This window comes from uncultured Algibacter sp., from assembly GCF_905480415.1.
GTDB lineage: Bacteria > Bacteroidota > Bacteroidia > Flavobacteriales > Flavobacteriaceae > Algibacter_B.
This window is the reverse complement of record NZ_CAJQQI010000149.1, coordinates 1-23,339: the sequence shown is the minus strand read 5'-3', so window position 1 is coordinate 23,339 and position 23,339 is coordinate 1. Positions and strand designations below refer to the sequence as shown.

At 33.0% G+C, this 23,339-nt stretch carries 19 protein-coding genes; 7 read left to right on the top strand and 12 right to left on the bottom strand.

Annotation, left to right across the window (positions count from 1 at the left end):
- From QZ260_RS10305 to QZ260_RS10295, 3 genes are all read right to left on the bottom strand, one after another.
- The coding region (locus QZ260_RS10305; RefSeq protein ID WP_295985835.1) for a hypothetical protein at positions 1 to 456 on the bottom strand (456 nt) is incomplete at its 3' end.
- 1 nt (position 457) lies between these two features.
- Positions 458 to 808 (bottom strand): hypothetical protein, encoded by a 351-nt coding sequence (locus QZ260_RS10300; protein ID WP_295985832.1) that lies wholly within the window; start codon positions 806 to 808, stop codon positions 458 to 460.
- On the bottom strand, positions 789 to 1,340 hold the full coding sequence (locus QZ260_RS10295; RefSeq protein ID WP_295985828.1) for a GNAT family N-acetyltransferase: 552 nt from the start codon (positions 1,338 to 1,340) through the stop codon (positions 789 to 791). The genes QZ260_RS10300 and QZ260_RS10295 overlap by 20 nt, the downstream gene beginning before the upstream one ends.
- A 165-nt stretch (positions 1,341 to 1,505) precedes the next feature.
- Between QZ260_RS10295 and ssb the strand changes: the two genes are divergently transcribed.
- On the top strand, positions 1,506 to 1,838 hold the full coding sequence (ssb, locus tag QZ260_RS10290; protein ID WP_295985825.1) for a single-stranded DNA-binding protein: 333 nt from the start codon (positions 1,506 to 1,508) through the stop codon (positions 1,836 to 1,838).
- A 51-nt stretch (positions 1,839 to 1,889) separates the two neighbouring features.
- Here the strand turns inward: ssb and nadB are convergent, their stop codons facing one another.
- Positions 1,890 to 3,446 (bottom strand): L-aspartate oxidase, encoded by a 1,557-nt coding sequence (gene nadB / locus QZ260_RS10285; RefSeq protein WP_295985823.1) that lies wholly within the window; start codon positions 3,444 to 3,446, stop codon positions 1,890 to 1,892.
- A 1-nt stretch (position 3,447) separates the two neighbouring features.
- Positions 3,448 to 4,374, bottom strand: a complete 927-nt coding sequence (nadA, locus tag QZ260_RS10280; protein WP_295985818.1) for a quinolinate synthase NadA — start codon at positions 4,372 to 4,374, stop codon at positions 3,448 to 3,450.
- Positions 4,375 to 5,070: 696 nt separating this feature from the next.
- Here nadA and QZ260_RS10275 point away from each other — a divergent pair.
- Positions 5,071 to 7,668: a phosphoenolpyruvate carboxylase gene (locus tag QZ260_RS10275; RefSeq protein WP_295985815.1), complete on the top strand. Its 2,598-nt coding sequence runs from the start codon at positions 5,071 to 5,073 to the stop codon at positions 7,666 to 7,668.
- Positions 7,669 to 7,755: 87 nt separating this feature from the next.
- On the opposite strand, the gene QZ260_RS10270 is transcribed toward QZ260_RS10275, so the two are convergent.
- The 4 genes from QZ260_RS10270 to QZ260_RS10255 all read right to left on the bottom strand — a co-directional run bounded on the left by QZ260_RS10270 (position 7,756) and on the right by QZ260_RS10255 (position 10,952).
- Entirely contained in the window at positions 7,756 to 8,094 is a 339-nt protein-coding gene (locus tag QZ260_RS10270) for a P-II family nitrogen regulator (protein WP_295985812.1), read from the bottom strand.
- A gap of 153 nt (positions 8,095 to 8,247) precedes the next feature.
- On the bottom strand, positions 8,248 to 9,486 hold the full coding sequence (amt, locus tag QZ260_RS10265) for an ammonium transporter (protein ID WP_295985809.1): 1,239 nt from the start codon (positions 9,484 to 9,486) through the stop codon (positions 8,248 to 8,250).
- A 22-nt stretch (positions 9,487 to 9,508) separates the two neighbouring features.
- Entirely contained in the window at positions 9,509 to 9,847 is a 339-nt protein-coding gene (locus QZ260_RS10260; RefSeq protein ID WP_295985805.1) for a P-II family nitrogen regulator, read from the bottom strand.
- An 82-nt stretch (positions 9,848 to 9,929) separates the two neighbouring features.
- Complete coding sequence (locus QZ260_RS10255; protein WP_295985803.1) at positions 9,930 to 10,952, bottom strand: outer membrane beta-barrel protein; 1,023 nt, start codon at positions 10,950 to 10,952, stop codon at positions 9,930 to 9,932.
- A 512-nt stretch (positions 10,953 to 11,464) separates the two neighbouring features.
- Between QZ260_RS10255 and gltB the strand changes: the two genes are divergently transcribed.
- Both gltB and QZ260_RS10245 read left to right on the top strand, forming a co-directional pair.
- Positions 11,465 to 15,979, top strand: a complete 4,515-nt coding sequence (gene gltB / locus QZ260_RS10250; protein WP_295985802.1) for a glutamate synthase large subunit — start codon at positions 11,465 to 11,467, stop codon at positions 15,977 to 15,979.
- A 4-nt stretch (positions 15,980 to 15,983) separates the two neighbouring features.
- Entirely contained in the window at positions 15,984 to 17,447 is a 1,464-nt protein-coding gene (locus tag QZ260_RS10245; RefSeq protein ID WP_295985801.1) for a glutamate synthase subunit beta, read from the top strand.
- 71 nt (positions 17,448 to 17,518) lie between these two features.
- Here QZ260_RS10245 and fbp read toward each other — a convergent pair whose 3' ends face one another.
- Entirely contained in the window at positions 17,519 to 18,526 is a 1,008-nt protein-coding gene (gene fbp, locus QZ260_RS10240) for a class 1 fructose-bisphosphatase (protein ID WP_295985798.1), read from the bottom strand.
- Between the two features lie 121 nt (positions 18,527 to 18,647).
- Between fbp and QZ260_RS10235 the strand changes: the two genes are divergently transcribed.
- The 3 genes from QZ260_RS10235 to QZ260_RS10225 are packed head-to-tail and all read left to right on the top strand — an operon-like array spanning position 18,648 to position 22,240.
- Positions 18,648 to 19,127 (top strand): GNAT family N-acetyltransferase, encoded by a 480-nt coding sequence (locus tag QZ260_RS10235; RefSeq protein ID WP_295985797.1) that lies wholly within the window; start codon positions 18,648 to 18,650, stop codon positions 19,125 to 19,127.
- A gap of 1 nt (position 19,128) precedes the next feature.
- Positions 19,129 to 20,379 (top strand): aspartate kinase, encoded by a 1,251-nt coding sequence (locus QZ260_RS10230; protein ID WP_295985795.1) that lies wholly within the window; start codon positions 19,129 to 19,131, stop codon positions 20,377 to 20,379.
- A gap of 22 nt (positions 20,380 to 20,401) precedes the next feature.
- Positions 20,402 to 22,240: a lysophospholipid acyltransferase family protein gene (locus QZ260_RS10225; RefSeq protein ID WP_295985793.1), complete on the top strand. Its 1,839-nt coding sequence runs from the start codon at positions 20,402 to 20,404 to the stop codon at positions 22,238 to 22,240.
- A 59-nt stretch (positions 22,241 to 22,299) separates the two neighbouring features.
- Here the strand turns inward: QZ260_RS10225 and QZ260_RS10220 are convergent, their stop codons facing one another.
- Both QZ260_RS10220 and QZ260_RS10215 read right to left on the bottom strand, forming a co-directional pair.
- The gene (locus QZ260_RS10220; RefSeq protein WP_295985790.1) at positions 22,300 to 22,926 is read right to left on the bottom strand and encodes a protein-tyrosine-phosphatase; all 627 of its coding nucleotides are present in this window, start codon (positions 22,924 to 22,926) and stop codon (positions 22,300 to 22,302) included.
- Between the two features lie 11 nt (positions 22,927 to 22,937).
- On the bottom strand, positions 22,938 to 23,339 hold a 402-nt coding region (locus QZ260_RS10215), incomplete at its 5' end, for a DUF6428 family protein (RefSeq protein WP_295985789.1).

Here is a 23,339-nt window from a genome sequence, read left to right as displayed (position 1 = left end):
TTTTTCTGTAGCGTCATTTCTAAATCCTGATTTCTCTTTATAATCTTTCACTAAAAAAAAACGCTTCATGCTTTTTTGAAGCAAAGACATTTTTACAATAGCCATTTCAGAATTACTTTCAATAAAAAAGTCCTGATGCTTTTCATCATTAATAATTCGACTCCAACTTTTATCTCCTTTTACCTCAACGATTACGTGATAATAGACACATTTTCGACCACTGAGATGCGCCTCCAAAGGTTGGCTTACGTGTTTTGCTCTTCCAATAATTTTGGCATACTCATTTTCTTGAATTCTATTAATTGGCTTTTTTCTGCTTTTTTTAAACTCACGAAGCATTGTTTTTTTATTGCTAAAATAAATAGCTAAAAAAGCTATAACACCAAATACTAAAACCATAGCAATTGGAATTAAAACATTAGAATTTCCCTTTAGAAATAGCAAAAATTCTTCCATATTAGCTTTCTCGTTTTACTAGTGCATAATAATCACCATCCAATGGTAAGTACCCTTGATCGTAAACAAAATAATAAATAGTTCCCACTTTGGTTGTGTAAATACTTGTAAAGTAATTAAAATCAAAACCAGCCTCTATAAGTTTTGCTCTTGACGTTCTTGTTTTTTTGTCGGGATTTAATGTTTCTAAAATTCTATAGTTTTTACGAAGTCTATTGTTTGTATTCCGTATTAAATTTTTACTATCCTTATTCACTTTATTGTTATAGGCGTTGCGACATGCATCACTACAGAATTTTTTATCGACTCTACCAACAATTTTGTCGCCACATTCAGGACATGTTTTTTTCATAATTTACTTTTTTAAGTTCGTACCAACGCAATTTCATTTGTTCTTGTTCACAGAAGAAATCTTCGGTATGCTCTAATCCTATTTTTAATAATACAATGTGAGATGCTTCATTTCCTAATTCTGTAATACCATTAATTAATTCTAGTTGCATTGTATTAAACGCATAGTTTAATGCTGCAATTGATGATTCAGTTGCATAGCCTTGTCCCCAATATTTTGGCATTAATCGATATCCAATATCCATAAAGCTTGTGTGACCATTCATTTCATATTCCGTATTCAAACGAAGCCCTGTCCAACCTATAAAATGACCAGTTAATTTTTCTATTGCCGCCCAACGACCAATACCTCGCTCATTATATTGAGATAAGACGCTTTTAATATTTTCTTCGGATTGTTTAATATCAGTAAATGGTTTGTTACCAAGATATTCATGAACTAATGGATTCGAATCTAATTCAAACATAGATTCTAAATCTGTTAAACGTAGATCTCTTAAAATCAGTCGTTCTGTTTCTATATGAACAGTCATAATACAAATATATAAATATTTATTCGTTTACAAACGACTACAAACATTTACAAACGATTTTAAATAATTAATAACCGAATAAAATTTTGATACTGTTACATCTTTGCAGTGTCGAAACATAAGAACTCGATAGTATTAACTGTTTAACGATTAAAATTTAAAATTATGAACACACTTAGAAACAAAGTACAGTTGATTGGTAACTTAGGAAACGATCCAGAAATCATCAATCTAGAATCAGGAAAAACACTTGCTAAATTTAACATTGCAACGAATGAAAGCTACACCAATAATAAAGGTGAAAAAATAACAGATACGCAATGGCATAATGTTGTAGCTTGGGGAAAAACAGCTGAAATTATTGAGAAATATGTCACTAAAGGCAAAGAAGTTGCTATCGAGGGTAAGTTAACTTCAAGAAGCTATGACGATAAAGATGGCAACAAACGCTATATTACCGAAGTTGTATGTGGCGAATTATTGATGCTTGGAAAATAGAACCTTTTTGGTCCAAAACATTTTAAACGAGATTCTTTGAAAGAGTCTCGTTTAATGTTTTACATTATCCATATTATAGTAACCGCCTTTATTTTCAAATCTATCTAATGATTGTCTAATGATTAGGTGAGCCACATTAATCATATTTCGTAATTCACAAAGCGACGTGGTAAGTTTAGATTCTCGATACAAATCTTCAACTTCCTCATAAATTAAATCTAAATGCGTAATCGCTCGTTTCAAACGCTTATTACTTCTTACAATACCAACATAATCTCGCATTAAAGCTTGTAATTGTTTTAAATTATGTTGAATTAGAACATGTTCTTTGGTGATAGTAGTTCCTTCATCATTCCAATCAGGAATATCAACATTTACAGATTTACACTGTATTTCAGACTGGTATTTATAAATATTATGCGCGTACACCAAAGCTTCCAGTAGAGAATTTGAAGCTAACCTATTTGCTCCATGCAACCCAGTTCTTGAACATTCTCCACATGCAAATAGACTATTAATAGTGGTCATCCCCTTTTTATTTACTTCGATACCACCACATAAATAATGTGATGCAGGAACCACAGGAATCCAATCTGCTTTAATGTCAATATGATGCTCCAAACATTCCTTATAAATGTTAGGAAAATGGTTGATAAAAGCATCCATATCTAAATGTGTACAATCTAAATACACATGGGCTTCGCCTGATTTTTTTAATTCGCTATCAATACTTTGAGATACAATATCTCTTGACGCAAGTTCAGCACGTTCATCATAATCAGGCATGAATCGGTATCCTTTTTTATTCCTAAGATAAGCTCCAAAACCTCTAACCGCCTCCGAAATTAAAAATGAAGATTCGCCTTTAGCTTCATACAAAGCTGTTGGGTGAAATTGTACAAATTCCATATCCTTAATTCGTGCTTTCGCCCTGTAAGCCATAGCTATTCCATCACCTGTAGCAATTACAGGATTTGTTGTATGCCCATAAACACACCCAATACCTCCTGAAGCCAATAAAGTACTATTAGCTTTAATAGTACGAATTTTACCTGATTTTTGATCTAAAACATAAGCACCAAAACATGTTAGTTTTTTAGAATTATAATCTCTTATATGGTGATTTGTTACTAAATCAATTGCAAAATGATGTGGTAAAATAGAAATATTAGGCAATTGATGGGCTTTACTCAATAATGCTCTTTCAATTTCGTAACCAGTAATATCTTTATGATGTATAATACGATATTCTGAGTGCCCGCCTTCTTTTCCTAAGTCAAATTTACCCGTGTCATTAACATCAAAATTAGCTCCCCAAAGGAGTAATTCTTTTAAACGCTCGGGACCTTCTTTAATGACCATTTCAACAACATCTTCTCGACAAAGACCGTCTCCGGCTATTAAAGTATCTTTTATGTGTTTTTTAAATGAATCTTCTTCTTTATTTGAAACAATGGCAACTCCTCCTTGAGCATATTTAGTATTAGATTCGTCTTCACTTGCTTTCGTGACAATAACAATATTTTTATTGGGGAATTTTTCAGCAATTTTAACTGAAAAAGTTAACCCCGCAATGCCAGAACCTATTACTAAATAATCTGTAGTCATTTTATTTGGATAACTCTAACATGCGTTCTATTGGCAATAAAGCCCTTTTAATTATTTCTGAATCAACCTCTATTTGAGGAGACTCATTAAGCATACAATCATATAGCTTTTGAAGCGTATTCATTTTCATAAAATGACACTCACTACATGCACAAGTGTTATCCTCTTTTGCCGGTGCTGGAATCAATTCTGTATTTGGAACTTCTTGCTGCATTTTATGTAAAATACCTGCTTCTGTAGCCACAATAAATTTATGGTCTTGATGTTTCTTTACATAATTTATCATTCCTGAGGTAGAACCTATGTAAGTAGCTGTATCTAAAATATGAGTTTCAGATTCTGGATGCGCTATAATTTTGTGATCAGGATATTTTCTATGAAGTTCTATAAGTTTATCCATAGAAAAAGCTTCATGTACAATGCAACTGCCATCCCAAAGTAACATATCTCTGCCCGTTTCATTTATAATATACTTTCCAAGATTTTTATCTGGCGCAAAGATAATAGGCATCTCTTTTGGAATAGAATTTACAATTTTTAATGCATTTGAAGATGTACAAACAATGTCGCTTAAAGCTTTAATTTCTGCAGAACAGTTTACATAAGTAATCACTACATGATTTGGATGTGCTTGAGTAAATTTTTCAAAAGTTTCTGGCGGACAAGAATCTGCCAACGAACATCCTGCATTTAAATCTGGCAAAACTACGGTTTTATCTGGACTTAAAATTTTTGCGGTTTCTGCCATAAAATGCACACCAGCAAATACAATCATATCAGCATCCGTTTCAGCTGCTTTTTGAGATAAGCCTAGGCTATCCCCAACATAATCAGCAATATCTTGTATTTCTGGCACTTGATAATAATGCGCTAAAATAACTGCGTTCTTTTCTTTTTTAAGACGTTGTATTTCTTTTACTAAATCCATTTTAAGGGTATTCTGAATGATTAGATAACATAAGTAATTGAATTAATCCAATTCGTTAGGACACAAATATCTCACATAATTAAATTAATTATAGATTAATTACCTAGAAAAAAGCATTCGATAGAATACCTTCAATCATTTGATAAAAAATCTAAAATATCATCAAAAAATCTTCCAATTATTAACAAAACTTGAACGCGTCTTTCAGTAAGGCCCTAAACCCGTATGTTTAATTTATATTTTTGAATGTCTAATAGAATTTGATTTAAAGTAACCTCACTTTTTTCTAATTCACCTAGAACAGAACTTTTCATAGTGCACTACGACACTTTTAAAGGCGTATCGATTGTAAAACCAATACCCATTACAGGAATGTGAAACGAATGTATTTTTTTCATACTTGTTATTTTACACTATTTAATTTTTGAATGGTACTAACCGGTAAAGATATCATGACCAACAAGCATAGAACATGACATATATCATACTCCAAGATTATTACAAACTTAAAAGTGGTGATGACTAATCTAGTGTAACGTTTATTAAATTATAAAGATTCGAGGTTATTCTCTGTTTTATTTAATTATTCTTAATTAGACTTGAACATACCGCAAAAATCCGTAAAACTTTAAAAAAACTATGTGCTTAGCTCTAGCTTCATTACTTTTATAGATAATTTTTTCAACAAAATAATATATGTCCGTAGCACCAAAAATAGCACGATTCAATAAGAATGTTTTATCAAAATATCAAATATACAACAGTATATTTATGACATTACCTTTCGATTCGGTAACAAAAACAGGGGTGCTACTTCCTTTATTTCATGAAACTTGTGAGAAAGGATTTAAACATGGTGAAGACCCTACTACCATTGTTGAAACTTTCTTTAAAAAATATCAAGCACGAAGAAATAAGCAAAGTCAAATAAACTTACTGTTTAGGTTTATTCAATATATAGAACGACAAGTCGTTTTGTTTGACGCCATTGAAGACGCTGCCTTTCCTGTAGTAAATAATATGGATGGTATTGGTACGCTACGAAACCTAAAAGGATCTGCCATCGCTGAGGGTAAACTTGAAGAATTGCAAAATTATTTAGATGAGTTTAAAGTTCGTATTGTTTTAACAGCGCACCCAACTCAATTCTACCCAGGATCTGTTTTGGGTATTATTACAAATCTAACTGAAGCAATAAAAGAAAACGATCTGTCTGAAATTAACAATTTATTCGGGCAATTGGGGAAAACACCTTTTTTTAAACACCACAAACCTACCCCTTATGACGAGGCAAAAAGTTTAATGTGGTATTTAGAAAATGTTTTTTACAAAACATTTGGAGAGATTTATAATTACATTCAAACCAATATTTATGATGACGGCAAAAAACACAACGAGATAATAAACATTGGATTCTGGCCAGGGGGAGATCGTGATGGAAATCCTTTTGTAAAACCGGACACCACACTGGAAGTGGCTAAAAAACTAAAGCAATCTATCCATAAAAAATACTACGAAGATTTAAAAGATTTAAGGAAAAAATTAACTTTTAGAGGAGTTGAAGAGCGTATTGTCCATTTAGAAACCATATTCTACAACTATAGCACAAACCAAAATTCTGATAATGAAGACATTATTTCTTCAAGAGATTTTATTAAAGAATTATTAAGTATTAGGCACATTGTAGTGAATGATTATCACTCATTATATGAAAGCGAGCTTAATAATTTAATTAACCGTGTACATCTATTTGGGTATAGTTTTGCTTCTTTAGATATACGTCAAGATAGTAGAATTCACCATAGTGTGTTTACAACCGTAATTAATAAATTAATTGCGTTGGGTAATTCTTCATTCCCAGATAATTATAATGATTTATCAGAAAATGAACAAATCGAAATATTATCTAAAGCAACAGATGACATTGCGGGTATAGATGATTTTGAAGATGAAATGGTTAGAAACACACTTAAAACCATTGCCATTATAAAAGATATACAAAATAGCAACGGAGAGCGCGGTGCAAACCGATATATTATTAGTAATAATCAAACGGCTTTAAATGTCATTCAGTTATTTGCCATGTTAAAAATGGTTGCCTTTAAAAATGACCTAACGGTTGATGTTGCTCCGTTATTTGAAACTATTCCTGATTTAGAAAATGCGCCTGGGGTTATGGAGCAATTATATACTAACCCAGAATATATGGCACATTTAAGAGCACGAGGAAGCAAACAACATATCATGCTTGGTTTTTCTGACGGCACAAAAGATGGAGGGTATCTAATGGCTAACTGGGGTATTTATAAAGCAAAAGAATTGCTAACTGAAATGTCTAGAAAATATGATATTACGGCCATATTTTTTGATGGTCGTGGTGGCCCACCAGCGCGTGGCGGTGGAAAAACACACCAATTTTACTCTTCATTAGGACCAACAATTGAAGACAAAGAAGTTCAACTCACTATTCAAGGGCAAACCATCAGTTCTAATTTTGGAACTCTTGACTCATCTAAATATAATTTAGAACAATTAATAAGTTCTGGAATAAAAAACAGAATAGATGGTGAAAAAAATATACTATCTGATAAAGACAGGGTAGTGATAACCAATTTAGCAGAAACGAGCTACGAAACATACAAGGATTTTAAAAATCATCCCATGTTCATACCATATTTGGAACGTATGAGTACTTTAAAATACTATGCAAAAACCAACATTGGTAGTCGTCCTTCAAAAAGAGGCACTTCAGATAAATTAATCTTCTCTGATTTAAGAGCTATTCCTTTTGTTGGCTCTTGGAGTCAGTTAAAACAAAATGTTCCTGGTTTTTACGGCGTTGGAACTGCATTAAAACAATATGAAGATAGAGGTGAATTTGATAAAGTAGAGCAGCTTTATAATAACTCCAAATTCTTTAGAACATTATTAGAAAATAGTATGATGTCTTTAACTAAATCGTTTTTCGATTTAACAAAGTATATGTCTAAAGACGAAGAATTTGGTGAATTCTGGAATATTATATATACAGAATATCTTACTACTAAAAGATTACTGCTTAAACTAACAGGCTACGAAGAATTAATGGAGAATGAACCTTCTGGAAAAGCATCAATTGAAGTTCGAGAATCTATAGTCCTGCCATTACTAACCATACAACAGTATGCTCTTAAAAAGATTCAAGAATTAGAAAAAGCAGGTGTTGCTGATGATGATGAAGAAAAGAAGATATTCGAAAAAATTGTAACGCGTTCTTTATTTGGTAATATTAACGCAAGTAGAAATTCTGCTTAGTTAAATCTAGAAACTTTATACTATAAAAAATGCTTATTCTATACTCAGAATAAGCATTTTTTTATATTCTTGATTTTGAAAAAATTACTAATTCAAAGTATCTCCACCTTTTTCGCCTGTCCTAATTCTATAGCATTCTTCTATATCAGAAACGAAAATCTTACCATCACCAACATTTTCCGTACTTGCAGCACTTAAAATAGCCTTAATTGTCGCATCTGCAAAACTATCATTTACAACAATTGAAAGGTACCTGCGTTGAATATCATTTGTACTATATGAAACACCCCTATACACATGCCCTTCCTTTTCGTTCCCTATTCCTGTAACATCCCAATAGGAAAAAAAATTAACTCCAACTTCATGAAGAGCGTCTTTAACTAATTTATACTTCGACTTTCTTATAATAGCTTCTATTTTCTTCATGATGATGTCGTTATTAATCGTTTCTATAAAATTAAAAAATATTAGTACCACTTTAAAGTATTTACATGTTTTAATTGGTTCTATAACAAAAAAGGATGCCTTGCACAGTGCAAGACATCCTTTTTACTAACTAACTAAACTATTTTTTAGTGATTAATGCTCATTCATTCTAAAATCTGAGTAAGCACTCATTCCGTGTTCATGTAAATCTAATCCTTCTAATTCTTCTTTTTCAGAAACTCTAATTCCTACTGTTTTCTTTAGTGTGAATAAAATTAAAAATGATGAAGCAATACATATAACAGCATAAGATCCAATACCAACCAACTGGCTAATAAATTGATCCATTCCAGCTAAATTTCCAAAAATACCAACTGCTAATGTTCCCCATATACCGCAAACTAAGTGCACAGCAATAGCACCAACAGGATCATCTAATCTTAATCTATCAACTAAGCTAACTGCAAATACTATTATTGCCCCAGCAATAGCTCCAATTAAAATAGCATCCTCTGGACTCATTTGATCTGCACCGGCAGTAATACCAACTAAACCACCTAAAATACCATTTAAGAACATCGTTAAATCTAAATTCTTATATTTTAAGAATGATACTAAAGCAGCAACTATACCACCAGCGGCAGCTGCTAAACATGTAGTAACTAAAGTTATAGATGTTAATTCTGGATCTGCAGAAAGTACTGAACCTCCATTAAATCCAAACCATCCTAACCATAACACTAATACACCAGCAGTTGCTAATGGAATGTTATGTCCGGGGATAGCTTGTGGTTTTCCGTTTTTAAACTTCCCTATACGAGACCCTAATAACCAAACTGCAACTAAAGCAGCCCAACCACCAACAGAGTGCACTAATGTAGAACCTGCAAAATCGTAAAAAGGAGTTTCTCTCATATCTAAGAATCCACCACCCCATTTCCATGATCCGGCTAATGGATATATAATACCAACATATAATATTACAAATATCATAAATGGTCCAATTTTAATACGTTCAGCAACTGCTCCAGAAACAATTGTTGCAGCAGTTGCAGCAAACATCCCTTGGAACAAGAAATCTGTCCACCACGTATAACCACCATCAGCATATTCTGGTGTCATTCCGTTTTCAGGTGGTGCAATACCAAATCCTGCAAACTCAAAAAATCCTGAAGATCCTTCAGCAAATCCTGGGTACATTAAGTTAAAACCTATAAGGTAATATAATAACAGACCAGCAGTTATTATAAAGATATTCTTAAATAGAATATTAATTGTATTCTTTTGTCTTGTTAACCCAATTTCTAAAAATGCAAAACCTGTGTGCATGAAGAAAACGAGTGCCGTACAAACCATCATCCATACGTTATTAGCTGTAAATAATCCTTCCATAATTTAAATTATTTTAATGTTATTATTTTAAAGTGTTTCCACCCTTTTCTCCTGTTCGTATTCTGTAACATTCGTTGATATCTGACACGAATAATTTACCATCTCCAACCTCTCCAGTATTTGCTGACTCAAGGATTGCTTTAATAGTTATTGCTTCAAAATCATCATTTACAACGATGGATAAATGTCTTCGTTGAATATCACTAGTGCTATAACTCACACCGCGGTAAACGTGTCCTTCTTTTTCATTTCCTAAACCCGTTACATCCCAGTATGAGAAAAAGTTTACACCAACTTCATGCAATGCATTTCTAACTGCACTGTATTTGGATTTTCTAATAATTGCTTCAATTTTCTTCATATTATATATGTTTTTATTGATTAGTTAATTTGGTAAAAGACCATTCCCAAATAATTTATTTAGGAATGGTCTTTATCTGTATTTAGAATGAATAGATAGCTGCTAAAACAAATGAGCTTAAGCTTTTACTTGTAGCTAAATCGTTGTCTAAAAACGAATCATCAGAAGCAGAATCTAATCTAAGTTCTGGCTTGATTGTTAAGTTATCTATAGCAAAACTACCTGTTAAAGTCGCTGCAAAAACACTTGTATCTTCAACACCTGATCCAATAGCTCCGAAAGCTCCATCTTCAACAAAATACTCACCTCTTAATCCGATTGTGAAAGTCTCAGAAGTTGCTAATTGAGGATATAATGCTACACCAGAAAATCCACCACCATCATCTTCAAGACTTAAATACGCAGCGTTAATTCCTAAAAAGAAATCATCTGATAAATCAAACCCACCGGTAAAATCTATTTCTGTAAAAGAAGGGTCTAACAAAAAGTTTAAGTATTGTCCAGCATATCCTAATTGAGCACCAAATGCATAATCACCTGTTGGATTAAATTCTGTTAAGTCAGTGTCATTGAAAACACCTAACATTAAACTAAAATCTTCAGATAATGCAATATCCGCTTTAATACCCGTATGGCTAAATGGCCCATAAGAGAATAAATAAGATGTGCTGTAGTTAAAATTAGCCGTTGGAGAAATTACTTCGTACCCTAAAAAAGTATTAAAGTTACCCATGGTTAAGGTTACGGACTCACTAACATTCCAGTAAGCATATAATTGGTTAATGATATTCCCTGTAGCAGAATACATTGGAGAAGCAAAAATGGCATCAGTACCTCTTGGTCCAAATACTAAATCAGCAACAAAACCAGTTTTTTCGCCTTCATAAGACATAACAACGTTAGCCATACCTAAAGCAAAACCAGGTAAATTTGCAAACGAAGAACCTGGAGCAGTCCAGTTTTCAAGATCATTTGGAGCATTTAAATTAGCTCTGTAATAAGCATCTATGCTACCTGTAATAGATAATTTTTTTTCTGTTACTTCTTCTTGAGCAAATAAGGATGTTGCTACAAAAAGCATTGAAAGTGTAAATAATTTTTTCATAATTGTTTTCATTTTAAGTTTTTTAATGAGGTAGGTCTAAATTTTGATTAGTTTTTGTTTTGAGTTTAATATTTATAGACCTAACTTTTCTTAAGAACGACCCAAAACTATATTAAAAAATTTTAACCCCCATAAAAAATGGGGGTATTTGATTTATTTTTATATATAATTCAATTTTTACCCTATTTCTTTAAGGGTATTAAGTTTAATATTTGATATTTTGATATTTTAACAACATAATCATTCGAATTATTGTCCATGTTGTTAGACCATTCATATTATACTTTTTATATATTCTATAAATTCTTAACACAAATTCACTCCTATATACATATCAGCATTCTTTTAGTTTGAATATTTGTTAGAAAACTGGTTTAATATTGATATATAATTATTTTTATAAGCTGATGTCTTCTAAAATCGAAATAATGAAATTCACCCTATTGTAATTCAAAATCTAGAATGTACCTTAGCTATTCAACTCAAGTTGTTAAACTCATTAATTGTTGATTATGCTGAAGAAACAAGGACTATATTCCCCCGAATTCGAACATGAGAACTGTGGCGCAGGTTTTATTTGTAATCTTAAAGGCGAGAAGACAAATCAAATCATACACGATGCTCTAGAAATTCTGGTAAAATTAGAGCACCGTGGCGGTGTAAGTGCTGATGGAAAAACTGGTGATGGCGCTGGTTTATTAATTGATATCCCTCATGACTATTTTAAACGCGTTTGCGATTTTAATATACCCGAACAAAGGGCGTATGCTGTTGGTATGGTGTTTTTACCTAAAGTAACTAACCAATATGATTTTTGTAAAACAATTTTTGAAAATGAAGTTAAAGCTCAAGGGCTATCGATTTTAGGATGGAGACAAGTACCTGTTGACTCTTCGCAGTTAGGAGAAATTGCCTTAGCCTCAGAGCCTAATATTGAACAACTATTTGTTGGAAAAACAAAAGCTATTGATGAAGCAACTTTTAAAGCCAAATTATATGCCGCTAGAAAAATAACTGAACATGCTATTAGAGAATCGAAAATCTCTGAAAGTGGTTATTTTTACGTTCCGAGTTTATCAACAACAACCTTAATATACAAAGGCATTATTATGCCCGAAGATATCGGTCCATATTATACGGATCTACAGCAGATAGATCTAGTTACACGTTTGGCTCTGGTGCACCAACGTTTCTCTACCAATACGATGCCTACCTGGGAATTGGCGCAACCATTCCGTTTTATGTGTCAGAATGGTGAAATCAATACCCTGCGTGGTAATGTAAGTAGAATGCGTGTTCGTGAAGAAATTATGAGAAGTGATGTTTTCGGACCGCAAATAGATAAATTATTCCCAATAATTTTACCAGGGAAATCAGATTCAGCTTCCATGGATATGGTCGTTGAATTATTAACACATACTGACCGTTCTCTTCCTGAAATCATGATGATGATGATTCCTGAAGCTTGGGAAAAACATGCCACCATGTCTGAGGATCGTAAAGCGTTTTACGAATATAACGGCTGTATTATGGAGCCCTGGGATGGCCCGGCTTCAGTGCCATTTACCGATGGTGATTATATAGGCGCTTTATTAGATAGAAACGGACTAAGACCTTCAAGATATACGATTACCAAAAGTGGTAAACTCATTATGTCTTCAGAAATTGGTGTTGTAGATGTAGCACCAGAAGATGTTAAAGAACACGGCAGATTAGAACCAGGAAAAATGTTCTTGGTTGATATGAATAAAGGACGAATTATTGAAGATGAAGAAATAAAAAGTAAAATTGTTTCTGAAAGACCTTATAAAGAATGGTTATACAAAACACGTTTACATTTAAAGGATGTTCCTTATACAAATGAAACTTGCCCAATTGAAACTATTGACATCAAGACACGACAACGTTTATTCAACTATACGTTTGAAGATATTCAAGAGGTTATAACCCCTATGGCCATTGTTGGTAAAGAAGCTCTAGGATCAATGGGAGTTGACACGCCTTTAGCGGTTTTATCCGATAGACCTCAATTGATTTCAAACTACTTTAAACAACTATTTGCTCAAGTTACTAATCCACCTTTAGATGGTATTCGTGAGGAGATTGTTACCGATATAAGTTTGAATTTGGGGAAAGACAGAAATATTTTCAGTATCACTGAAAGACAGTGTAGAAAATTAAGAATTCAAAACCCTGTTATTTCAAATGCCGATTTAGAAAAAGTAAGAACTATTCAAATTGAAAGTTTCAAAACAGAAACCATCCAAATACTTTATCAAAAAGCTAAAGGAATGAATGGTTTAGAAGATGCTCTTGATGATATCATCATTCAAATTGAAAAGGCTTTAGAACGGAAAACAAATATTATTATTCTTTCTGATAGAGGTGTAAATCAAGATTTAGCTCCTATCCCTGCGTTATTAGCATGTTCTTATGTAAATCATCAGTTGAATCGTTTACGTAAGCGTTCTTATTTCGATATTATTATTGAATCTGCAGAACCTCGTGAACCGCATCATTTTGCTACTTTATTTGGTTATGGTGCTAGTGCAGTCAACCCATATATGGTAAATGAAATTATAAGAACGCAAGTTAAAGATGGCTTCATAACTGGCATGGATGAACAAGAAGCAGTCGATAATTTCAATAAAGCAATTGGAAAAGGTATTTTAAAAATCATGAATAAAATTGGAATCTCTACACTACATTCATATAGAGGTTCTCAAATTTTCGAGATTGTTGGATTTAATTCCCAATTTGTTGAAAAATATTTCCCTTATACCGCATCAAGAATAGAAGGTATTGGTTTATATGAAATAGAAAAAGAAATTGACCAACGTTATAAACAAGCCTATCCAGACAATACTATTGATAAAAATTTAGGATTGAACATTGGTGGCGATTACAGATGGAGACGTAATGGCGAACGTCACTTATTCAACCCTACTACAGTTTCAAAATTACAGCAAGCTGTTAGATTAAGTGATCAGGCAAGTTACGATGTGTATGCAAAAGCCATAAACGAGCAATCTGAAAACTTAATGACTATTCGTGGTTTATTTGAGTTTGATAACTTAGATCCTATTCCTTTAGAAGAAGTAGAGCCATGGACAGAGATTGTGAAAAAATTTAAAACCGGAGCTATGTCTTACGGTTCTATTTCTCGTGAAGCCCATGAGAATTTAGCCATAGCCATGAACAGAATTGGAGGGAAATCTAATTCTGGAGAAGGTGGCGAAGACCGAAAGCGTTTCCAAAAAGACGTTAATGGAGACAGCCGTAATTCGGCCATAAAACAAGTGGCGTCAGGTCGTTTTGGAGTGACTTCACACTACTTAACGAATGCTAAAGAGATTCAAATAAAAATGGCACAAGGTGCTAAACCTGGAGAAGGTGGACAATTACCAGGATATAAAGTATACCCTTGGATTGCTGCGGTACGTAACTCTACACCATTTGTGGGGTTAATTTCTCCACCACCACATCACGATATTTACTCTATTGAAGATCTAGCGCAATTAATATTTGATTTAAAAAATGCCAATCGAGAAGCTCGAATTAATGTAAAATTAGTTTCTGAAGTTGGTGTTGGAACAATTGCTGCTGGTGTTGCAAAAGCAAAAGCTGATGTTGTTTTAATTTCTGGATATGATGGTGGAACAGGAGCTTCTCCTTTAACATCACTAAAACACGCTGGATTACCTTGGGAACTAGGTTTATCTGAAGCGCAACAAACGTTAGTGCTAAATAACTTAAGAAGTAGAATTGTTGTAGAATGTGATGGTCAGTTAAAAACAGGCCGTGACGTCGCTATTGCAGCATTATTAGGTGCTGAAGAATTTGGTTTTGCTACCGCTCCTTTAGTCGCTTCAGGTTGTATTATGATGCGTAAGTGTCACTTAAACACTTGCCCTGTAGGTATTGCAACTCAAGATAAAGATTTACGTAAAAACTTTAAAGGCACACCAGAACACGTTATTAATTTCTTCTTCTATATAGCGGAAGAATTAAGAGGCATTATGGCACAATTAGGGTTTAGAACTCTAGATGAAATGGTGGGACAAACACACAAAATAAACGCTAATCATGCTATCAAGCACTATAAAGCAAAAGGTTTAGATTTATCTAGTATTTTACATAGACCAGCCGCTTATAGAGAATTGACAGTTAAGAATACTAAAAAACAAGATCATAACTTAGAAAACGTTTTAGATTTTGATATATTAAAAGATTCGCATAGAGCTTTATATAGAAAGGAAAAAATGACTCTAGCGTATTCAATTAAAAATATAAACCGTACTGTTGGTGCTATAGTTAGTAATGAGATATCAAAAATTTATGGTCATCTTGGTTTACCAGAAGACACCTTAAACATCAACTTTACAGGTTCTGCCGGACAGAGTTTTGGGGCTTTCGGAGCGCACGGATTAACATTTACTGTTGAAGGAAATACCAATGATTATTTAGGCAAAGGTTTATCTGGGGCAAAATTAATCATCAAAAAACCCGCTAAAGCAGATTTTATTGCAGAGAACAATATTATAGTAGGTAATGTTTGTTTATTTGGAGCTGTTCAAGGGGAAGCTTACATTAATGGAATTGCGGGCGAGCGTTTTGCTGTTCGTAACTCTGGTGCAATAGCTGTAGTTGAAGGTGTTGGAGATCACTGCTGTGAATATATGACCGGTGGAAAAGTTATAGTTTTAGGAAAAACTGGAAGAAACTTTGCTGCTGGCATGAGTGGTGGTATTGCTTATGTTTACGATCCTAATAACAAGTTTGTAAACGGATTATGCAATACAGAGTCTATCGAATTTGAGGATATCATAAATGATGATGCAGCAGAATTAAAACAAACTATTGAAAAGCATGTACTTTATACAAATAGTGGTCTTGGTAAAAAACTATTAGCAGACTGGGATACGAGTCTTAGTAATTTCGTAAAAGTAATGCCAATTGAATACAAACGTGCCTTGAAACGTTTAGAAACTGAAGAACCAATGGTAGAAGAATTAACAACAGCATAGTGTCATGGGAAAAGTAACTGGATTTAAAGAATTTGAAAGACAAGATGAAACGTACACGCCTGTAGAAAATCGTGTAAAACATTATAAAGAATTTACGGTCTCATTAAGCGAGCCCGAACTAAAAAAACAAGGTTCACGATGTATGGATTGTGGTATTCCATTTTGTCATAGTGGTTGCCCTTTAGGAAATTTAATTCCTGATTTCAACCATATGGTACATCAAGGTGAGTGGCAAAAAGCGTCTTGGATATTACATTCAACAAATAATTTTCCTGAGTTTACAGGTCGTTTATGTCCTGCGCCATGTGAGCAATCATGTGTATTAGGTATTATAGAAGACCCTGTATCCATTGAAAATATTGAAAAAAATATTGTTGAGCGTGCTTTTAAAGAAGGCTGGATTAAACCACAACCACCAAAAACTAGAACAGGTAAAACTATTGCTGTTATTGGCTCAGGACCCGCTGGTTTAGCTGCTGCACAACAATTAAATAGAGCTGGACATACAGTAACTGTTTTTGAACGTGATGATGAAGTTGGAGGATTATTACGTTACGGTATTCCTAACTTCAAAATGGAAAAAGAAATTATAGATCGTCGTTTAGCTATTTTAGAAGCAGAAGGCATCCTATTTAAAACTAACGTTAACGTTGGCGTTAATTATAGTGTTGAAGAACTAAAAAAATTCGATTCAATAGTATTATGTGGTGGTGCAACAGAAAGACGTAGTCTTCCAACTCCTGGTATTGATGCTGATGGTGTAGTACAAGCTATGGATTTCTTAACACAGCAAACTAAAGTGCTATTTGGAAAAAAGGTAGAAAACCAAATCATGGCAACTGATAAAAATGTCATCGTAATTGGAGGTGGTGATACGGGTTCAGATTGTATAGGAACCTCCAACCGTCAAGGCGCTAAATCGGTAGTTAATTTTGAAATTATGCCAAAACCCCCCGGACATCGTTCACCAACTACACCTTGGCCTTTTTGGCCATTACAATTAAAAACATCTTCTTCTCATAAGGAAGGCGTTGAGCGTAACTGGTTAATCAATACTAAAGAGTTTGTAAAAGATGAGAACGGTAAATTAACGGCTTTAAAAACAGTGAATGTGGAGTGGAAAATGGTTCCAGGTGAACGTCCTCAACTTATAGAAATTGAAGGTACTGAAAAAACTTGGCCCTGTGATTTAGCTTTATTGGCGCTTGGTTTTACAGGTCCCGAAAGTACACTTTCTGATAAATTAGGAATTAAAACTGATGCACGCTCTAACTACAAAGCAGGGTATGGAAAATATCAAACTAATATTCCAAACATATTTGCTGCTGGTGATATGCGTCGTGGTCAATCTTTAATTGTTTGGGCTATTTCTGAAGGTAGAGAAGCTGCAAGACAGGTAGATTTATATTTAATGGGCAAATCTAATTTACCATCTAAAGATGTTGCTGGCGATTTGGTTGCTATGTAACTTATCAAAATATTTTAATAAAAAATGCGAACTAAACAGTTCGCATTTTTTATATCTAGATTATTATTCGCTTAATACACATTCCGCATAAACTCCTCAGCTTTGTCAACCATATTTTTACTTCCGCAAATAAAAGGGACACGCTGATGCAATTCAGTTGGTTCTACGTCCATAGTTCTTGTAAATCCATCACTAGCTTTTCCATTAGCTTGTTCTGCCAGAAAAGCCATTGGGTTACATTCATATAACAGACGTAACTTACCATTAGGATTTTTTGAACTTTGAGGATATAAGTAAATACCTCCTTTAATCATATTCCTGTGGAAATCGGACACTAAAGAACCAATATATCTTGATGTATATGGTCTATCTTCTTCTTCTAATTGACAATATTTAATATAATTTTTTATGCCTTGCGGAAAGTGAATATAGTTTCCTTCATTTACAGAATAAATATTTCCGTCAACTGAAAACTCCATGTCTGGATGAGACAAATAGAAAGACCCTATTGCAGGGTTCAAAGTAAACCCGTTTACACCATCTCCAGTAGTATATACTAACATAGTTGATGTTCCATAGACTACATAACCAGCAGCTACTTGCTCACTTCCTTTTTGTAAAAAATCATCTATAGTTACTGGTGTCCCCACAGGAGTTACACGTCTATAAATCGAAAAAATAGTGCCTACAGAAACATTTACATCTATATTAGAAGACCCATCTAAAGGATCAATCAATACAATATATTTATTTTGATGGTTTTCATCTTGACTATTAATAGCTATAAAATCATCTTCTTCCTCACTCGCAATTCCACAAACAATATTTCTATTTGTAAGTGTTTGAATAAACTTTTCGTTAGCATAAACATCCAGCTTTTGCTGGTCTTCACCTTGGATATTTGTGTCGCCTACTGCTCCAATAATATCGACTAACCCGGCTTTATTCACCTCATGATTTACAACCTTTGCGGCCAATCGAATAGAATTTATTAGACTTGATAATTCACCAGAAGAAAATTGAAATGAAGATTGATTTTCAATTATAAATTCTCCTAAGGTTTGCTTTTTGTGAGACATAAATACTGCAGTTAAATTTAAACAAATATCAATAAAATTTAATGAACTACAACGTTTTCGCTAAATTTAAAACTTCACCATTACTCAACTTTAAACTATATTTGGATGAATAATAAAAACTATGGATTACGTTATTAGAAATGCGACAAGAAATGATATGCCGCAAGTGCTTCATTTAATTAAAGAATTAGCCACGTTTGAAAAAGAACCTCATGCTGTAGAGGTTACCGCTGATGATTTAAAACACGATGGCTTTGGAGAACACCCTGCATTTCATTGTTTTGTAGCCGATGTAAATTCTAAAATTGAAGGTATTGCTTTAATCTACAACCGTTACTCCACTTGGAAAGGTAAAATATTGCATTTAGAAGATTTAATCGTTAGTAAATCTATGCGAGGAAAAGGATTAGGAACTGCACTTTTAAATAAAGTGGTTCAATACGGATACGATTTAGGTGTCAAGCGTATTAATTGGGAAGTTATAGATTGGAATGAACCCGCTATTAACTTTTACGAACAAAAAGGCGCTAATGTAATGCGTGATTGGGATGTTGTTCAACTAAATGAGACTGGGATTAAAAATTATATAGCAAAATTATAATATGCAAGTATTTAAATTTGGTGGAGCATCAATAAAGGATGCAAACGGTGTGAAAAATTTGGCTTCAGTTTTAAATAAAACTGGACAAAAAAATACTTTGATTGTAGTTTCTGCTATGGGAAAAACTACAAATGCCATCGAACTGTTAATAAAAAACTATTTTGAAAACAAAAAAGAATTACAAAGTTCACTTCAGGAGGTCAAAAAATATCATAATGAAATTTTACTTGATTTATTTGAAAATGTAAACCATATCGCTTTCAAAAAAGTTAACACCTTGTTTGATGAGTTAAATCGATTTTTAAAAACCAATAAATCCCCTGATTACAATTTTGTTTACGACCAAGTTATAGGTTTTGGAGAACTTCTATCCACAACAATAATTAGCGAATACTTAAACGCTATTGGCATAAAAAACAACTGGATAGACGTTAGAAATCAAATTAAAACTGACAATTATTATAGACGCGCCAATGTGGATTGGAAAGAAACACAACGTCTAATTTCATCAAAATTTAACACCTCTATTTTAAATATAACTCAAGGATTTTTAGGCAGCGACAAAAACAATTTCACAACGACACTTGGTAGAGAAGGTAGTGACTATACTGCTGCTATTTATGCTTATTGCTTAAATGCTGAACTTGTTACTATTTGGAAAGATGTCCCTGGTGTTTTAAATGCTGATCCTCGTTATTTTGAAAACGCACAATTATTAAATAAAATATCATATCGAGAAGCTATAGAATTAGCATTTTATGGCGCATCGGTTATTCACCCAAAAACATTGCAACCTTTACAAGGCAAGGAAATTCCTCTATATGTAAAATCATTTTTAAACCCCGAGGCACCTGGAACTCAAATAGGGAAAAATGCAACTTTAGACCCTATGATTCCTTGCTTCATTGTGAAAAAAAATCAAGTATTAATTTCTTTATCATCACTAGATTTTTCATATATCGTTGAAGAAAATATAGGTGAAATTTTCAATCTTTTACACACTTATAAAATGAAAGTCGATGTTATTCAAAACTCTGCTATTAGTTTTTCGGTTTGTGTTGATGATATTTATAATAACCTAGATAAACTTTTGCATCATTTAAAAGCAAAATTTAAGGTAACCACTGATAAAAACGTATCCCTTTATACGATTCGTCATTACAATCAGTCGGCCATAAATCAAATTGAAACTGATAAAACGGTATTGTTGAAACAATTAACTCAAGAAACCGTTCAAGTAGTAACTAAATAGTTTATTCAGTACATTTACACTCATGAGTAAACCGAACGATATAGGCCTTGTAAATGCAAAAGAAGTTGCGAAGGCTATCCAGCTAGATAAATATGGTTTTATAGGAACATTTATTGGTTGGCTTTTAATGAAAGTTCTTAAAATATCGACATTAAATAAGTTTTATAAAAAGCACAAACATCTAAAAGACATTGATTTTTTAGATAGTATTTTAGATGAATTTAAAATTAAGTTTGAAATTCCAGAAGAAGACCTAAAAAGGCTTCCAAAAGAAGGCGCTTATATTACCGTTTCAAACCATCCTTTGGGTGGAATTGATGGTATTTTATTATTAAAATTAATGCTCGAGCAACGCGATGATTTTAAAATAATAGCCAACTTTTTATTACATCGTATAGCCCCATTAAAACCCTATATTATGCCTGTAAATCCTTTTGAAGACAGAAAGGATGTAAAATCTAGTATTGCTGGTTTTAAAAATTCGATATTACATTTAAGAGATGGACATCCGCTAGGTTTATTTCCAGCAGGAGAAGTTTCAACGTACAAAGATGGTAAGTTAGTCGTTGATAAGCCTTGGGAAGAAGCTGCCATGAAACTGGTCAAAAAAGCTGAAGTGCCTGTTGTGCCCATTTATTTTCATGCTAAAAATAGTAATCTGTTTTATCAACTTTCAAAGTTAAGCGACACTTTTAGAACTGCTAAATTACCTTCAGAAGTTCTTACGCAAAAACGTAGAATTATTAAAGTTAGAATAGGGAAACCCATTTCTGTAAATGATCAAAAAGAACATACATCTCTTGATGGTTTTTCAGAGTTTTTAAGACGGAAAACCTATATGCTTTCTAATACTTTTGAAAACAAATCTAAGATCTTAGATAACATTTCGTCTACCTTAAAAACACCCAAAGTCCCAAAAAATATTGTAACGCCCGTTGACAATAGCTTGATGATTAAAGAAGTTGATGCGCTTAGGGAAAACGATTCTAGACTTTTACAAAGTAAAAATTATGAGGTGTTTTTGGCTCAAGCTGATAAAATGCCTAACATGCTTCGTGAAATTGGACGTTTAAGAGAAATTACGTTTAGAGAAGTTGGCGAGGGCACTAATGAAGCTATAGATTTAGATGTATTTGATAATTACTACCATCACATGTTTTTGTGGGATAACGACAAGAAAGTACTTGCAGGCGCCTACAGAATGGGACTTGGCTCAAAGATTTTTGAGCGTTATGGTATTGATGGCTTTTATCTTCAAAATTTATTTAGGTTTGAACCAGAATTGTATAAAATGATGAGTCAGTCCATAGAAATGGGTCGTGCTTTTATCATAAAAGAATACCAGCAAAAACCCATGCCTTTATTTTTACTTTGGAAAGGTATTGTGCATACTACCTTGCGTTTTCCTGAACATAAATATTTAATTGGTGGTGTAAGTATAAGCAATCAGTTTTCAAACTTCTCAAAATCACTGATGGTGGAGTTTATGAAATCTCATTATTACGACCCTTATATTGCACAATATGTATACCCTAAAAAGGAGTTTAAAGTGAAGTTAAAAGACGCTGATAAAGATTTTGTTTTTGACGAAGCCGCAGCCGATTTAAACAAATTTGATAAATTTATTGATGAAATTGAACCAGGAGCCTTGCGATTGCCTGTTCTACTAAAAAAATACATTAAACAAAATGCCCGTTTGGTTGCTTTTAATGTTGATCCTTTATTTAATAACTCAGTTGATGGGTTGATGTATATTAAAATTGCCGACTTGCCCGAAAGTACCGTGCGCCCGGTAATGGAAGAGTTTCAGGCGGAATTAGAAAGTAAATTTTCTAGCCAGAATAATAATTCAGATAAATAGAATGCCATTGAAAATCAAACACTATGGGGTTCTATGCTTTAATCTGTATGTATTATTAACTAATTTACATTGGAAAACACAAACTTCATTTCTGTTGCTATTTGCAAACTTCTTTTTAAATAGGTTTCTGTTTGTTGCACTGTGCCATCAGACTTTTTTGGATCTTCATAGGTTATGGCTATACGCTTATCACAACCAAATACCATAGGGCAAGCTTTATCTGCTGAAGAGCAAGTCATAATTGCTACAAAGTCAGAAGTTGGATTAAAACCATCACTAAATTGCTTTGAAAAAGCTATTATAGACGGTTCGTTTTTGGAAAATTTAACACTGTAAACAGGGTTATTCTCTTCTGATAATTTAGCAATCTGGAAGCCTTGATTTTTCAGAGTTTCTCCAACTTTTGGAAACATTGCAGTTGCTTCTGTCCCTCCGGAATAACAGGATACGTTATTGATATTATAATAAGCAGCCATAGTTTGTGCCCAAATTTGAGACAAATGACTACGACGTGAATTATGTGTACAAATAAAATTTAAGCGAATAGATTTGTTAGCACTAATCTTATCTTTTAAATAATCTATTAAAGGCTTAAGTATAACTTTTCTTTCCTTAGAAATTACAGCTATATCTAATGAATTTATTACATTGGATATAGTTTTAAATAATATTTTATCTTTCATCATTTATTATATAATTAACAACAGCCACCTCCAGGAGCGCAAGACGATTCTAAAGTCGAAGTTGATTTTTCTATAGTTTCAGGAACACCACAAAGTTCTTTGGCTTTACAATCTGTTTTTTCAATAGCTAATTTAACAATTAGATTTCCTTCTTTTATTTCAAAATCATTGACAAATAATTGCGCTGTATGAAAGTTAGAATTACTATATTCAAATTTTACTTCAGAATCTAAATCATAAGGTTTCATTGTGCCTACTTTTTTAAGAATAGACGATGCTTTAAAAACCGTTAGATATTCTGTTTTACCCAATTCAAGTGGGCTTTCCCATAGTTGAATAATGGTTTCATTCCAAGAATCAGTTTGTGCACCACAATCTACAGAATCTACTGCAATGTGTTTCACTTCTGTAATATG

Excerpts from the sequence above, each read along its gene's own strand:
- QZ260_RS10300 (WP_295985832.1), bottom strand. The coding sequence starts at position 808 with ATGAAAAAAACATGTCCTGAATGTGGCGACAAAATTGTTGGTAGAGTC.
- QZ260_RS10295 (WP_295985828.1), bottom strand. The coding sequence starts at position 1,340 with ATGACTGTTCATATAGAAACAGAACGACTGATTTTAAGAGATCTACGT.
- ssb (WP_295985825.1), top strand. The coding sequence starts at position 1,506 with ATGAACACACTTAGAAACAAAGTACAGTTGATTGGTAACTTAGGAAAC.
- nadB (WP_295985823.1), bottom strand. The coding sequence starts at position 3,446 with ATGACTACAGATTATTTAGTAATAGGTTCTGGCATTGCGGGGTTAACT.
- nadA (WP_295985818.1), bottom strand. The coding sequence starts at position 4,374 with ATGGATTTAGTAAAAGAAATACAACGTCTTAAAAAAGAAAAGAACGCA.
- QZ260_RS10275 (WP_295985815.1), top strand. The coding sequence starts at position 5,071 with ATGTCCGTAGCACCAAAAATAGCACGATTCAATAAGAATGTTTTATCA.
- QZ260_RS10270 (WP_295985812.1), bottom strand. The coding sequence starts at position 8,094 with ATGAAGAAAATAGAAGCTATTATAAGAAAGTCGAAGTATAAATTAGTT.
- amt (WP_295985809.1), bottom strand. The coding sequence starts at position 9,486 with ATGGAAGGATTATTTACAGCTAATAACGTATGGATGATGGTTTGTACG.
- QZ260_RS10260 (WP_295985805.1), bottom strand. The coding sequence starts at position 9,847 with ATGAAGAAAATTGAAGCAATTATTAGAAAATCCAAATACAGTGCAGTT.
- QZ260_RS10255 (WP_295985803.1), bottom strand. The coding sequence starts at position 10,952 with ATGAAAAAATTATTTACACTTTCAATGCTTTTTGTAGCAACATCCTTA.
- gltB (WP_295985802.1), top strand. The coding sequence starts at position 11,465 with ATGCTGAAGAAACAAGGACTATATTCCCCCGAATTCGAACATGAGAAC.
- QZ260_RS10245 (WP_295985801.1), top strand. The coding sequence starts at position 15,984 with ATGGGAAAAGTAACTGGATTTAAAGAATTTGAAAGACAAGATGAAACG.
- fbp (WP_295985798.1), bottom strand. The coding sequence starts at position 18,526 with ATGTCTCACAAAAAGCAAACCTTAGGAGAATTTATAATTGAAAATCAA.
- QZ260_RS10235 (WP_295985797.1), top strand. The coding sequence starts at position 18,648 with ATGGATTACGTTATTAGAAATGCGACAAGAAATGATATGCCGCAAGTG.
- QZ260_RS10230 (WP_295985795.1), top strand. The coding sequence starts at position 19,129 with ATGCAAGTATTTAAATTTGGTGGAGCATCAATAAAGGATGCAAACGGT.
- QZ260_RS10225 (WP_295985793.1), top strand. The coding sequence starts at position 20,402 with ATGAGTAAACCGAACGATATAGGCCTTGTAAATGCAAAAGAAGTTGCG.
- QZ260_RS10220 (WP_295985790.1), bottom strand. The coding sequence starts at position 22,926 with ATGATGAAAGATAAAATATTATTTAAAACTATATCCAATGTAATAAAT.